The 14,158-nt window shown below is 54.8% G+C and carries 12 protein-coding genes; 7 read left to right on the forward strand and 5 right to left on the reverse strand.

Annotation, left to right across the window (positions count from 1 at the left end):
• Positions 1–123: 123 nt before the first annotated feature.
• From CPY64_RS04495 to CPY64_RS04515, 5 genes are all read left to right on the forward strand, one after another.
• The gene (locus CPY64_RS04495) at positions 124–1,434 is read left to right on the forward strand and encodes an alginate export family protein (protein ID WP_042487683.1); all 1,311 of its coding nucleotides are present in this window, start codon (positions 124–126) and stop codon (positions 1,432–1,434) included.
• A 205-nt stretch (positions 1,435–1,639) separates the two neighbouring features.
• On the forward strand, positions 1,640–3,106 hold the full coding sequence (locus CPY64_RS04500) for an APC family permease (RefSeq protein WP_042487679.1): 1,467 nt from the start codon (positions 1,640–1,642) through the stop codon (positions 3,104–3,106).
• Between the two features lie 126 nt (positions 3,107–3,232).
• Complete coding sequence (locus CPY64_RS04505; protein ID WP_052363012.1) at positions 3,233–4,180, forward strand: AraC family transcriptional regulator; 948 nt, start codon at positions 3,233–3,235, stop codon at positions 4,178–4,180.
• Positions 4,181–4,377: 197 nt separating this feature from the next.
• Positions 4,378–5,919: an aldehyde dehydrogenase family protein gene (locus CPY64_RS04510; protein WP_042487677.1), complete on the forward strand. Its 1,542-nt coding sequence runs from the start codon at positions 4,378–4,380 to the stop codon at positions 5,917–5,919.
• 55 nt (positions 5,920–5,974) lie between these two features.
• On the forward strand, positions 5,975–7,504 hold the full coding sequence (locus CPY64_RS04515) for an aldehyde dehydrogenase family protein (protein WP_080723824.1): 1,530 nt from the start codon (positions 5,975–5,977) through the stop codon (positions 7,502–7,504).
• A 71-nt stretch (positions 7,505–7,575) separates the two neighbouring features.
• On the opposite strand, the gene CPY64_RS04520 is transcribed toward CPY64_RS04515, so the two are convergent.
• From CPY64_RS04520 to CPY64_RS04530, 3 genes are all read right to left on the reverse strand, one after another.
• Entirely contained in the window at positions 7,576–8,874 is a 1,299-nt protein-coding gene (locus CPY64_RS04520; RefSeq protein WP_042487674.1) for an NAD(P)/FAD-dependent oxidoreductase, read from the reverse strand.
• 85 nt (positions 8,875–8,959) lie between these two features.
• Positions 8,960–9,382 (reverse strand): Rid family hydrolase, encoded by a 423-nt coding sequence (locus tag CPY64_RS04525; protein ID WP_042487671.1) that lies wholly within the window; start codon positions 9,380–9,382, stop codon positions 8,960–8,962.
• Between the two features lie 74 nt (positions 9,383–9,456).
• Complete coding sequence (locus tag CPY64_RS04530; protein WP_042487669.1) at positions 9,457–10,596, reverse strand: ornithine cyclodeaminase family protein; 1,140 nt, start codon at positions 10,594–10,596, stop codon at positions 9,457–9,459.
• Positions 10,597–10,908: 312 nt separating this feature from the next.
• Here CPY64_RS04530 and CPY64_RS04535 point away from each other — a divergent pair, with 312 nt between their 5' ends.
• Positions 10,909–12,012, forward strand: coding sequence for an AraC family transcriptional regulator (locus CPY64_RS04535; RefSeq protein ID WP_080723823.1), 1,104 nt, complete (start codon positions 10,909–10,911; stop codon positions 12,010–12,012).
• 50 nt (positions 12,013–12,062) lie between these two features.
• Here CPY64_RS04535 and CPY64_RS04540 read toward each other — a convergent pair whose 3' ends face one another.
• Both CPY64_RS04540 and CPY64_RS04545 read right to left on the reverse strand, forming a co-directional pair.
• The gene (locus tag CPY64_RS04540) at positions 12,063–12,284 is read right to left on the reverse strand and encodes an aldehyde dehydrogenase family protein (RefSeq protein ID WP_080723822.1); all 222 of its coding nucleotides are present in this window, start codon (positions 12,282–12,284) and stop codon (positions 12,063–12,065) included.
• Positions 12,285–12,340: 56 nt separating this feature from the next.
• Complete coding sequence (locus CPY64_RS04545) at positions 12,341–12,775, reverse strand: hypothetical protein (protein WP_042487666.1); 435 nt, start codon at positions 12,773–12,775, stop codon at positions 12,341–12,343.
• 307 nt (positions 12,776–13,082) lie between these two features.
• Here CPY64_RS04545 and CPY64_RS04550 point away from each other — a divergent pair, with 307 nt between their 5' ends.
• The gene (locus tag CPY64_RS04550; RefSeq protein ID WP_042487663.1) at positions 13,083–14,141 is read left to right on the forward strand and encodes a DUF1176 domain-containing protein; all 1,059 of its coding nucleotides are present in this window, start codon (positions 13,083–13,085) and stop codon (positions 14,139–14,141) included.
• Positions 14,142–14,158: the final 17 nt, after the last annotated feature.

Here is a 14,158-nt window from a genome sequence, read left to right on the forward strand (position 1 = left end):
GATAGGGCTTGAATTTGTTGCTGCATGCCAAGGTTCTGGCGCTTAGCACAGGTTCTGCATACATCGGCATCCCACAGGATGATTTCAGGCTGTAGTTCCTATAAGAAAGAAAGGAGTTGCTCCATGCACTCAATCATTCGCGCATCCTTGCTCGCTGCGGGCATCTTATGCGTCTCTATTCCTCAGTCTCAAGCCTACGAGCTCTATCGTGAAGAGGGTACTGAGCTCAATGCTGATCTGACCGTTGTCTTTGGTGTCTTGAACAGCAAGCATAACTATATAGGTCGTCCAGGCCGTTTTGGATGGCAGGAAGGGTTTGCCAAATATGGTTTAAGTGGTGAAACGGATCGCATTGGTGCTGGCTCTGTGTACGGTAGCCTGGCCTTGATCAGCTCTGGCACTTGGGGCGACGGCGACCCTGGCGGTTATTCGATAGGAAAAGAGAGGCGCACCAGTTTTGAGGATGCCTATGTGGGGTGGCGCACGGGGAGCTTGTTTCCCTTCTTGGGCCAGGATGGCATTGATATTTCCTTTGGTCGGCAGAGCATCAAGGTTGGCCGAGGGTTTCTGGTCTATGACGATGCAGCCAATCCAGGCAGAGGTATGGGCAGGGAGTTTGATCGAGGTGGTGCTTACTATCTGGGCCCTCGTCATTCTTTTGCCAAGACCGCTGTTTTACGTTTGGGCGGCAAGGAGGGGCTGCATGGTAGTGCCATGTGGATCAAGTCCGACAACCCGGCAATGGCCAAGACGGAAATGGCGGTTGGGACGGTCGAGTACACCGCTGCTGAAGGGACCGTAGGCTTCAGTTATATCCGGGGTCTGGATGTAGATAAGCAGTACGCCGATGCCATGGCATTGGAGCGCAAGAATATGAACATTTACGGCCTGTTCGGAGAGGGAAGCGCGGGTATAGAAAATGCCAAATTCGGCTTCGATTTGGCTCGTCAGGACAAGCAGTCTGGCCATGAAACGGCGTGGTCTGTTCAAGCTGGCTACACCTTTGCCGATATGGCCTGGAGTCCGGAAATCAGTTACCGCTACAGCCATTACTCAAAGCGCTGGGATCCCTTCTTTACGGGTGGGTACTTGGATGATGGCTGGACGCATGGAGAGGTAGCAGGAAACTATGTCCCAGGTGCATTTGCCAGCAATCTGGCGGTACATGCCATCTCCTTGCGAGCCCGACCTTATGACAATCTGACTGTAGGCGCGATTTTCTATAACTACAGAACCGTTGCCAATCGAGATGTGCTCAACAGTGATGCCAATGCCGTCGATCTGTATTTGGACTGGGCGGTGACGGACCACATCACCATTACCCCTTTGGTGGGCTTATACAAGCCACGCCAGTATGAGGCCAATGGCGGCAGCCAGAACAGAAATGCCTCAACCAATATCTATACGCAACTGGTCCTCAGCGCCAGTTTCTGATCCTGCTTTGAAATCCATGTGTTTGCTTGCGTTGAGCTGTCTTGGCACATCAGCTTGTTCGGTACCTGATTTTTTATGCATTTCGGCTTATTTGGCCGGAATTGCAAATTTTCGGGGAAGAACGGCAATACCTGCTTTCAGAGCGACAAATTAGCATTAATTGCACATGGCGCATAAATCACATAATACGAAAACGGAGACAACAATGAGCCACATTGATGCGCGATCAGTGTCCAAGCCGGGTTTGATTCCTGGTCAATTGGGCACTGCTGACATTATTTTCATGATTCTGGCCTGTGCTGCCCCTTTGGGGGTGTTGGGCGGGCTGGTTCCACTGGCTTTTGCGTTTGGCAATGGTGCGGGCACACCTGGCACCATGCTGCTGATTTGCCTGGTGATGCTGATCTTTGCGGTGGGCTATGTGCGCATGATTCCCCATGTACGAAATGTGGGGGCCTTTTACGCCTATATTGCGACCAGCCTGAACAAACAGGTGGGGGTGGCAGCCGCCTATGTGGCCATCATTGCCTATATCTGCGCATCTACCTCCACCTTGGGGGCGATGGCCTTTTTTTCCACTGATTTTGTGCAAGAGGTTTTCGGCGTCACTACACGCTGGGAAATGTGGGCCGCGATCAGTGTTGCCTTGATTGCCTACCTAAGCTATCGAAAAATTACGATGGCGGCCAAAGTGCTGGCGGTGTTGTTGATTCTGGAGGTGGCCTTCATTCTGGTGCTGGATGTGCTGATTTTGTACCACGTCGGATTTACTGGCCTGGATTTCAGCAGCTTTACGCCTGCTGCCGTGCTGGCGCCTGGTTTTGGTATCTCCATTATCTATGCCATCAATGGCGTGGTTGGCTTTGAGGCAACCGCTATTTATCGAGAAGAGGCCAGAAATAGCCTGGTGACGATTCCACGGGCAACCTACGGTGCCATTTTGGTGTTGGGGACGTTTTATGTCTTTTCTTCCTGGTGCCTGGTGTTGAGCGTGACTCCCGAGAAACTGCAGGCAGTGGCCGCCGCAGACCCGGGACGTTTGCTCACCGGCATGGGTGAACAATATTTGGGCGAGTTAGGCCGTCATGCATTGAATCTGTTGGTGGTGACCAGCCTGTTTGCCGCTGCCCTGGGCTTTGCCAACAATATTGCCCGCTACTTGTTTGCGGTGGCGCGCGACGGTTTGATTCCGGCTGTGCTGGGCAAGGTTCATCCGCAACATGGTTCGCCGTATGTGGCGTGTATCTTCTTGACCTGTATTTTTATTGTGGTGATTGGCGCTTTTGCCTTGGCCGGCCTGGACCCTTTGCTCAATCTGGCGACAAGTCTTTCATCCATGGGGGCCGTGGGCTTGATGTGTTTGCTCACGACTACATCTTTTTCTATCTGCGTCTTTTTCATCCGACGTGGTGAATATTCTTTGGCCAAGACAGGCGCCCCTTTGCTAGCGGGTCTGCTCCTGGCCATTGCGACCTGCTTGTCACTGGCTAATTATTCGGCACTGACAGGTACGGACTCTGTTCTGGTCAATAACCTGCCATTTCTGTTCCTGGTGGTGGTCATTGCGGGCTATCTGCATGGCAGTTGGCTGAAACGCAATCGGCCATCGGTCTACCTCAAAGTGGGCTCCACCCGAGTTGAGGAGGAGGTACTGGTACCCGCAGCCGCCTGATTGGCCGGTGCAGGAATTCTTGATTCAAGCGGAGGCGAGATGAGATACGAGACAACAGCTCAACGTCAGGCCCGAAGCCAGGCAGGGTGTGTGAACCCTGCGTTGAGGCTGGAGGGGTTTCCGGCGATGAATACACGGTTTGCGGATCAGGCGCGTGAACACTTGAGCGCAATTCTCGCCCCGCATCGGTTAGAACTGGATACGCGGCAAGCCGTGTGTTTTACGCATAATCGCTTGCTGCTGCAGGGACTCTCCTTGCATTTCATCGAGTATGGCGTACCCGCTGGTGTTGTCAGCCTTGAGGCCCAGGAACTGAGCGATCACTACTTGTTCAAGATTCCGTTAAGTGGCATGGCCCAGTACCGTCAGGCGGGTGCTCATTTTGAGGTTCGGCCAGGTATGTTGTATGTCGTGCATCCCGGAGAGACATTTGTTTCCTCAATGTCGGCAGACTACACCCACCTGACCTTGCAGCTGAATGCGGCACTGATTGATTCCCTGGATGAGGAAGATGGGCTAAGTCCAGGGGGGCAGCGTGCCTTTTTTGAAATAGCTCGTATCAATGCCGACGGTCAGGCACGGGCCTTGTCAGGAATCTTGCAGGCGATTTGCGAGGACACGACCAGTGGCGCTTCTTTGCTGGGCTTGCCCGCATTTCGGCAGACCATTGAAAAAATAGTCGTTAATGCCGTTCGTGCCTTGCCACGCAAATTAGCGCAACCCGCTTGCTCGGCAACAACGAGTCCGGCTCCGTTTTTCATCAAACGAGCAGAAGAATATATGCATGCTCATTTAACGGCCTCCATCTGTGTTGACGATCTGGTGCAGGCGGTGGGCGTCAGCCGTCGCACCTTGCATGCCGGATTTCGCAATTTCCGGCAGACCACACCTGGCGCACAGTTAAAGCGCATGCGGCTGGAGGCAGCCCGATCCGCCTTGCTGGATGCTCGGGAAACAGGGGAGAACGTCACGGACATCGCGACACGTTATGGCTTTTTCCATCTGGGAAAGTTTGCACGTGATTTCAGGGCGCGATTCGGTCAAAGCCCCTCCGAAGTCCTCAAACCTCGCTGACGGCGACACGGCTCTTTTTTTGCTGCACTTAAGGGATAGTGGCTGCGCATTGGTGCCTATTGCCGCCGGAGCTGGATTGCTACGCTGGAGTGGCTAGCAGACTCCTGGTCGAAGTCCATGAGCTGTGCACTGAAGATTGAATCAACTTTGTTTTGAATGTTGCCAAGCGGCCTGATCGTGCAGACCGCAGGGGCGGCATGTCTGTGGAGATTGAATTGCGTCTGGACAATGATTATGGATCGCTCGGGCAGAGCACGCGCTCTTTTCTGGACTCGTCACATGGCTTTCATATCGGTGGAAAGCAGGTCAGGGCTGCGTCGACGTATGCGTTGCAAGACCCAAGCACCGGGCAGGTTTTCGCCCATGCCGGACAGGCTCGGATGCTGGATGTGGCAGATGCCGTATCGGCAGCCAAAAAGGCTTTAGGGGGAGCTTGGTCAAGGTATCGCCCCCATCAGCGTGAGGCCTGTTTGCTGCGCCTGGCTGATTTGCTGGAGCAACATGCTCGCCCCTTGTCGGAAATCGAGACAGTGTGTAGCGGGCGCTTGTTGCAGAACACCTTGCATGTTGACGTGCATTACTCGGCTCATGTGTTGCGTTATATGGCGGGTTGGGCGACCAAACTATCGGGGCGAACGACCCCTTTGTCGGTTCCCTATGTGCCTGACGGCGAGCTGGATGGTTTCACGTTTCGAGAAGCTGTAGGAGTGGTGGCTGCCATTGTCCCCTGGAATGTTGCTCTGGGGATTGCGATCTGGAAAATTGCACCGGCACTGGCGGCGGGCTGCACTATCGTTTTGAAGCCGGCACCCCAAACTCCGCTGACTGCTTTGTACCTGGCACAGCTGGCGCTGGAGGCAGGCCTGCCTGAAGGGGTACTTAATGTGGTGACAGGCAGTGAGCCTGAGGTGGGGGTTGCGTTAGTGCGGGACCCGGATGTGGACATGGTGAGTTTTACCGGTTCTACCGAGGTTGGCAGGCAGATTGCGCTGGATGCGGCAGGGGCTTTCAAACGTTTCAGCCTGGAGTTAGGCGGTAAATCGCCCGTCATTATTGCCCAGGATGCCGATCTGTCGCGTGCTATTCCTCAGGCCGCTTGGGCCATCTTTGCCAATCATGGTCAGAACTGTTGTGCGGGATCACGCCTGTATGCTCATGCCCGTGTCTTTGATGAGGTTGTTGACGGTATTAGTGCGATTGCCGAGTCCATCACGTTGGGAGCTCCACTGGATTCGCAAAGTGCGATGGGCCCCTTGGTCAATCGCGCTCACAGTCAGCGTGTGCTCGCTTACGTGCAAGAAGGGATTCGAGAAGGAGCCTCGTTGCGCACGGGCGGGCAAGGCCTGGATCATCCTGGGGCTTATGTACGGCCGACGGTGCTTGCTGGGGTGAGCCCGCAGATGCGGGTCGTGCGTGAAGAAATATTTGGCCCTGTTCTGGTGGCTGCCTCGTTTGAGAATGATGCCCAGGCGGTGAGCTTGGCTAATGACTCCGAGTTTGGATTGGGTGCCAGCATCTGGAGTCGGGATCTGGACCGGGTGCGCTATATGACGCGCAAGCTTCAGGCCGGCTCTGTCTGGGTGAATACCCACAATACGCTTGATGTCAGCTTGCCATTTGGTGGCTGGAAGAGCTCGGGCATGGGGCATGACCTGAGCGAGGAGGCGGTTTTGGCACATACCCGTCTGAAGAGTTCCGTTCACCACTATCTGCAGACGGACACAACGGATTTGCCTTGATGGCACAGCCGTGCACGCACCACATCTATTTTTACTCGAATAAGCAGAGACACTTATGAAGCAAGCATCTGTTTTAAATCCGGACCTGGCCTTATCTGAAATACGTATGCCTGAAGGCCTGTTGTTATTGGATGGAAAGCTCAGTGGGGCCTCCCCGTCAGCACGACGGATTGATGTGCTCAATCCGGCAACGGGCGAGTTTATTACGACGATTCCAGCTTGTACGGCGGCGGATGTCGACCATGCTGTCATGGCGGCCCACCGTTGTTTTGAGAGTCAGGCCTGGCGGTCCATGCGTCCTTTGGACAGGGGGCGGCTGTTGGAGCGTTTGGCTTTGCTGATCGAAGAACATGCAGAGGAACTGGCTCAGCTCGAGTCCCTGGATAGCGGCAAGCTGTTAAGTGTCACACGCATGATTGATATTCCTTTTGCGATCGAGGCGCTGCGTTATTTTGCAGGTTGGAGTTCTAAAATTTCCGGCGAATATATTGCCCTTTCACCTCTGGTTCAGGATGGGGCGTCCTACCGGGCTTATACCGAACGCAAGCCCATGGGCGTCGTGGGCGGAATTACCCCTTGGAACTTTCCTCTGGGACAAGCTATTCAGAAATTGGCACCGGCAATCGCTTGTGGATGTACCGTTGTCCTCAAACCATCTGAAGAAACCTCCTTGACGACCTTGCGCTTGGGGGAGTTAATTCTGGAGGCGGGCTTTCCAGCAGGTGCAGTCAATATTGTCACGGGCTATGGCCATGATGTAGGAGCGGCTCTGGTCGAACATCCCCTGGTGCGCAAGATCTCGTTTACTGGCTCTACCGCGACAGGGCAGCGAATTTGGGCAGCAGCGGCACCGACCATGAAACGTGTCACTCTGGAGCTGGGTGGCAAATCCCCCACCATTATTTTGGCCGATGCTGATTTGAGCCGAGCAGTGCCTGGGGCGGCTGCCGCTATTTTTTCCAATTCAGGTCAGATATGTACAGCGGGCTCGCGCTTGTTGATTGAGGCCGCGGTGTATGAGGAAGTGATTGCGGGTGTGGCCGATATCGCCAGGACGCTGAAATTGGGATCGGGTGCTGATCCGCAAGCTCAAATAGGTCCATTGATCTCTGCTCGCCAGCGGGAGCGGGTGGCTGGCCTGGTTCGCTCCAGTCTGGATGAGGGGGCGGTGGCATTGGCAGGCGGCGATATGATTGGCGAGGCAGGCTGGTTTTATCAGCCTACCGTGTTGACGGAGGTATCGCGTGAAATGCCTGTGATGCGTGAGGAAGTGTTTGGACCTGTGGTCTGCGCCTTGCGTATCGAGGAGTCCTCACAACTGGTCGATCTGGCCAATGACACGCCCTACGGTCTGGCCGCCAGTATCTGGACGCGTGATCTGGAGCGGGCTCACCTGCTTGCGGATCGAATTGATGCCGGGACGGTGTGGCTCAATACCCATAATGTGCTGGATTTGGCCGTGCCGTTTGGCGGTCGGAAACTGTCCGGGGTGGGGCGTGAGTTTGGCAGCGAGGCTATCCAGGCCTACACCGAACCGAAGGCAGTTTGTATGCGTCTGGATCGTGGAGCGATGGTTGGCTATTAATCTTTGAGTCTGTAGTGACGTGTCTGATTATCGCGGCGACCCCGATAGTGGGGGGTCGCCGCGATTTGTTTTTATCGTTGAAAACGATCGAGGCGATAGGGAGCCGGATCGACGAGAGGAGTAGTATCGCAGATCAGATCTGCGGCCAATTGACCAGCGGCCGGACCAGTACCAAAACCGTGGCCTGAAAATCCACTGGCCAAGGTGAGCCCAGGAGTCTGTTCTAGCTTGCAAATGACGGGCAGGGAATCCGGGGTGACATCAATCATGCCCCCCCAGGCTTGCTTGATAATGGCGTGCTGAAAAACGGGCCAGGCTGCAATCAAGTTGTTCATGGCTTCTGTATTCAGAGCAGGCAAGGTAGGTGGGTCCATCGTTCTGATACGTTCGAAAGGGGAAATTTGATGTCCCTTCCAGCGGCGTCCCAACATAAGATCCGACAGGAAGTCACGGCCTAGAGAAATACGTACATTTTTCCATTGAGCACGCAGCATGGGCAGGTACTGCCTGCCCAGTAACAGACTGTCCAGCATCAAGGGAGCATACAGAGCCCCGCGTTGCGTAATGGTAAAGCCGCCGTCCAGGCGCTTGCGAAATGAGAAGTCGGGGGCACCGACGGCAATATCCGCAGGGCCCTCCAAAGGAGCGGTGCGCACGACAGAGGCCACCAGGGGCAGTGTTGGCAGTGAGACTCCCAGATTCCCCAGAAAGCGTCGAGACCAGAGGCCGCCTGCCAACAGCACCTGTTCGCAGTGTATTGCGCCGCGTTCGGTCATGACGCCACTGACGCGGCCTGCTGACATGATCAAGTTACGGACGGCACAGTTTTCGACGATCAGAACCCCTTTTTTCAGGGCAGCCTGCGCAATGGCACTGCAGGCCAAGGTGGGTTCGGCGCGACCATCAGAAGGGGTATAAATACCGCCCGCCCACCGACCCTGACCACCAGGCACCATATCATTGATCTGGGAAGGATTGAGCAGGCGAGAGTCCAGCGATAGATGCCGAACCGAGGCTAGCCATTGCTCATGCTGCTGCATTTCAGCCTCGCTGCGGGCCAGGTACATAATGCCAGCCTGACGGTAGCCCACATCGGCTCCGAGGCGTTCAGGCATTTGGGACCAGAGCTGGTCGGCGGCCAGGGCCAACGGTACATCAGGTGCCGCACGGCTCATTTTGCGCACCCAGCCTAGATTGCGGGAGGATTGCTCGCCTGCGATACAGCCCTTTTCAAGCACAACAACGGGGATGCCGCGTTCGGCCAGGGTCAGGGCGGCGCTAAGGCCAATGATGCCCGCGCCGATAATAACAACGGTTGAAGAGTCTGGCAGCTCGATAGAGCTGGATACAGGAGTGATGACGGGAGCCACAGCTCGTCTCCTTGGACTGTAGAGTAGACCGGATGTCTCGTTCCATGCGGCGCGACACCGGTCACCGTCAACCGCATGGCGCTTTTCAAGGGGTAATGGTCAGCTCTTTGATCGTGCCTTTGGAGGCACCGCGATAGGCCGTCACTTCAATTTCTACCCTGTACTCGGGTGAGCCCAGAGGAGGGCTGGTCATGGTGAGGGTTGGATTGATTCCACGCATTTTTTCACCATATACCTGCATGATGGTGTCCACATCCTCAGGAAACTGGATGAAGACGCGAGCAGCAACAATATCTGCCAGACAGGCGTCGACTGAGGCCAGTGCGGTTTCGATATTGCTCAGTACTTGCAGTGTTTGTTCGCGCAAGTCGGTGGGAATCAGCTTGGTACGGGGATTGCGTCCGGCGGTGTTGGACATGAAGATCAGATTGTCGACGGCAACCAAACGCGAGTAGCTGCCCAACTCTTCAAATTTGGAGCCCGTTTTGACTTTGACGATAGAGGTCATGTTTATGTCCTGAAAGAGGCGGTGATGAAAGCGCCACACAAGGTGGTCAGGGCTGCTTGTGTGGCCACATGGGATTAACGCAGAACGGGTTCGTCCCAGAGATTGAGGCGGGTACCAATGCCTTGTTTGAGGGCATTGCGATACACCACTGTTCCCCAGGCCACGTCTTCAACCGGCATTCCGCCCACGGACATGATGATGATTTCTTCATCGTTTCGGCGGCCCGGTGCTTCTCCGGCCACGATCTGGCCCAGATCCTCCAGCTGATCGCGGGACATGCGGCCTTCAGCGATCAGATCCATGAAGCGAATCCCTACTACAGGCACACTGGTATGGACGGGTTTGGGGTTCTCTTCGTACCAGGCGTCATATAGACCGATATGGTCCAGAACCTTGCGAATTTCGGGGGACTCCATGTCCTGATCGATGTTGCCTAGCGCGGGCATGGCCAGAAAGGTGCCGGGGCGAACCCAGGCGCGCTTCACCGTGGGATAGGTGGAGGGGTCGCCAACCGCTCCCGAACCACAGAAGGTCACGATGTCACTGTCCCGAACCACAGCTTCATCGGTCTCCACAACCTGGACCGTGGTGATCTGTGGGAAGGTTTCCGCGAGCCAGGCCAGGAAAGCGTTCAGGTTTTTCTGGCCGCGTCCTTTGACCTTGACGGTGTCAATTTGCGGGCACACGGCCATAAAGGCAGACAGGGAGGTGCGAGCCATGACACCGGGGCCCAGGATGCCGACCACCTTGGAGTCCTTGCGTGCCAGATGACGCGCACCGACACCTGGAATGGCTCCTGTGCGATAGGCGGACAACAGGTTGGCAGACATAAATGCCAATGGTGCTCCGGTGTCCGCGTCATTGAGCACAAACATCAGGATGGAGCGTGGCAGCCCCTTTTCCCGGTTTTCTATATTGGAGCCGTACCATTTCATCCCCGCCGTACGGAAACGTCCGCCCAAATAGGCGGGCATGGCCATAAAGCGCCGGTCAGGGGTCGGTTTTGGCATGTCGGGGAAGGGGGAGTTCTCCGGAAAGACAACAATGGACCCGTGCGAGTTGTTGTTGGCTCCTGCCATTCGGTAGTCGTTATGGTGCAGCAGGCTGAACATCTCCTCCATCGTATCTACGCAGCTGGCCATATCGGTCACGCCAGCACGAACCATGTCCTGTTCGGACAGATAGATAAAGTCGATCTTCGTCGAGGTGCTCATGTCTCATATCCTTGTAGTGCGTTATTTGCAATGACATGGTGCCCCAGCGACGAAGGTGGGGAAATTGCAAAGTGGGATAGAGAATTTGCAGAATAGGCCAGCTCGCATTGCCATTGATCTGGCGGGTAAATAATAAGGACAGGGGTAAATCCCGATATTGCAAGTAGCTGATTTTATAAATTATATATAGCGTGAAGCCCCTGATTGATTGAGGCTTGAAGATTTAAGCCGCAAAAAAAAGAAGCGATTTTACAGAGTGGCTTGATGGCGGTGAGTGTGTAGAAACAGGGAACAAAAGGGGGAGTTGCGAAGATGAGCCAGGGTCTTGACGAGTCGGTGGGGGTGGCTTGTGGCTTGGACACGGCCTGCCCAGATACCGTTAATCCGAATGAGGATAGGCAGGCCACAATACGAACCTTGTATCTGAGTGCTTTGGTTGACGCTTTGTCAGAGCATGGGCATCAGGTAGATACGCTGTTGCGTGAATACGGCTTTTATCGAAATCAGACGGCAACCCCTTACGAGCGCGTCCCCTTGCATCGCTACGTGTCCTTGCTCGAGCATGCCGCCAGGAAGTTTGATCGGCCTTATCTGGGATTGGAGATGGGGGCGCAGTTTGGCCTGGAAGAAATGGGGCCATTTCATGCCTTGTTTGTGGCAGCGGGGAGTTTGCGGGCTACGCTGGATTCGTTTGGCATGTTTCAAGGCCATTGGCAAACCAGAACATCCCTGGATGTGACCGCTCAGGCTGAGACCACGACGCTTAGTTACCGGATTCAGAATCGGGCCATTTGGCCGCGCAGTCAGGATGCCGAGTTCACGATGGCAGGTATGGCCTTGATGCTCAAGCAACTGGCGACACCCGGCTGGAAGCCGATTGAAGTTCATTTTGAACATTCGATTGTGGGGCGAGAGCAGACCTTGGAGCGTTTTTTCCGAGCGCCTGTCATTGGCAACCAGGTTGCCAATCAGCTGGTGATGCGCAACAGCGACTTGGATCGGCAGTTTTCCCGTGCCAGCGGGTTTCAGGATACCCGGCTCAAGTCTGTGCTGGAGTGTCATTTGCTGGACCTGATGGGACCAGAGATTACGGTGACGAAAGCTGTGACAGAGCAAGTAGAGGAAGCGATTGCCCGGCGTTTGGGGCGTGCGCCGGTAGATTGCGATTCCATTGCTTTGGTTCTGGAGATGTCGGCTCGATCTTTGCGTCGACGCTTGATGGAAGAGGGGGCATCTTTTCGTAGCGTATTGCAGACCGTTCGCCAGGAGCGAGCACAAGCCATGTTGCAGTCTGCTGATCTGCCTTTGTCCGTCGTTGCCGAGCAGCTCGGTTATTCGGATACCGCGACTTTTTCGCGCGCCTTCAAAGAGTGGACGCGGGCTTCCCCGCGTCGTTTCTCCAGGCGGCAAAGCTGAGACTGGTGTTTTTTATCCCTTTTCAGCTCCGCCTTTGATGCTTGCCTGGCTCAAACAGCAAACCCAGGTTGCGGTACGCTGTTTTGCACCGTGATGGCTTTCAGTTCCGAGTACATGCTCAAGGTTTCACGGCAATGTTCGCGTCCTATGCCGCTTTCCTTCATGCCACCAAAGGGCGAGCCGCTCGTCAGGTTGAAGTAACGGTTGATCCAGACGTAGCTCTGGATACAAGCTGGGCGCCAATTCGTTGGATGGTCTATGAGTGCCTTCAAACCGTTAAGGCTCGTCCCTGAAAACAGCGCGCAGGCTGTATGACTGGGGCTGGTTTCTACCTGAGCTCACGTACCTTGCAACGAGTCTTCCCTAACTCGTCCTCTCGGCAAGAGGTAGCCGCGGTACCGTCAGCATCAAAATAAATCCCCATATTTTCTTTCTTGTTGTTGGGCGGGCCGAAGCGATTGGCCGGGTTTCTGTTCTGCTCAAGCTGGGGTAGGCGGTTGCGCTCCAGTTGCTGTTCTCGTGCCGCTTGGCGTGCCTTTTCCTCATTGTTCATCGCCTTCTGGAAGTTTCTGCTGAACTCTGAGTCCTTGGCCGGATCTTTGGGTGTGGCTGCTGAGGGACTCGCTTCGCGTGGCATGACGGACGTCGAGCGCAACTTTTTAAGATCTTCAGTCGTGACGGAAAAGTTCGGAGAGGCCGCGTGGCTGGCAACGGCGAGGAGACTGAGCAAGCCAACTGCAATAGGGTTCAGATATTTGCGCATCAGAATTTACTCGACGTGGATGAGGTTTGATTATCTATCGTTTGATAGACATTGCATGGTTTTTTCGTCTGCATTCTGTACAGAGGATTGACACGGGCACGAACGGAAACAGGGTGAGCCAAGTGTCCGCGGCTTAGTCAGATAGCGCCAAGCCTTGCAAGGGGACGATTGAACAGAATAATGTCACGAACACAGGCGGTCAGACGTTTAATGTGGTTTTCTGACGTGGGTCTGGGAGAACGCATTTAGCGTTGCCGCGACGTAATATGTGCTGTGTATCCAGATAACACCTTAGGGAGGAGAGAACATGAGCGGGCAAAAACAAGATCACAGTGCGTTTTTTTCAGTACGAACCGCCGCCATATCGCTAGCGCTTTGTATGGGAGGTGCCGCGGCTAATGCTGCGCCAGTGACGTTTTCTCATAAAGACTGGGATCTACGTTGCGATAACACGCTAACCTGCCGCGCCGCCGGTTATGCGGCTGATGGTGAAGAGCTGGGTTCAACGGTGTTATTGACGCGTAAAGCGGGCAGCGGAGAGCCGGTGGCAAATAGAGTCATGCTTGCACACTACGACGATCCCGAGTGGCCAAAAGACTCATTGCCAGAACTTGTTATTGCGGGCCGTAAAGCAGGTTCACTGAGTTTTGCGGGGGATGAGTCTTGGCAAATGAGCGAGGCACAGTTAGCCCAGTTTTTGGCAGCCTTGAAAAAAGACGCCGTAATTTCCTTTCGTGGGAATGGCAACACTTATGCGTTCTCGGGGGCAGGCTCAAGTGCTGTCTTGTTGAAAATGGATGACGTTCAAGGACGTGTCAATACGCCAGGGGCTATTCTGCGTAAAGGGAAGGGCAGCGAGTCTACGGTCAAGGCACCTATTGCTGCGCCAGTTATCAACCGTGCCGCGGTAGTGGATAAAAGCTTGCGCCCCATGACAGCGCAAGAGGACGCCTTGATAAGGCCTGTGCTGTTGAAGGTGCTTGCTGCTGATGAGGAACAATCCTGTAGTGCTGACATGCTGTCCGAGCCATGGGAAATTGCACGATTGAATCAGCAGTTCTCCCTGGTTGGCGCGCCTTGCTGGTTAGCCGCTTACAACGGTGGGGCAGCCTATTTTGTGATCAATAACAATATGCAGTCTGCTCCGGTGTTAGTGAGTACCAGCGCTACTGATTACGATAATGGAATGATCTCGTCCAGCATGAAGGGGCGGGGCTTGGGCGATTGCTGGAGTTACGAGGCATCGGTCTGGGATGGAACCGACTTTGTTGAAAGTGAACGTGGTGACACCGGGCGCTGTGCTCTGATTCGCGCTGGGGGCGCCTGGAATATTCCGGAGCATGTCAGCCAAGTGATCGGGCCGTGAGCTTATAAAAAAGCTAT

The organism is Alcaligenes faecalis (genome assembly GCF_002443155.1).
Lineage (GTDB): Bacteria > Pseudomonadota > Gammaproteobacteria > Burkholderiales > Burkholderiaceae_B > Alcaligenes > Alcaligenes faecalis.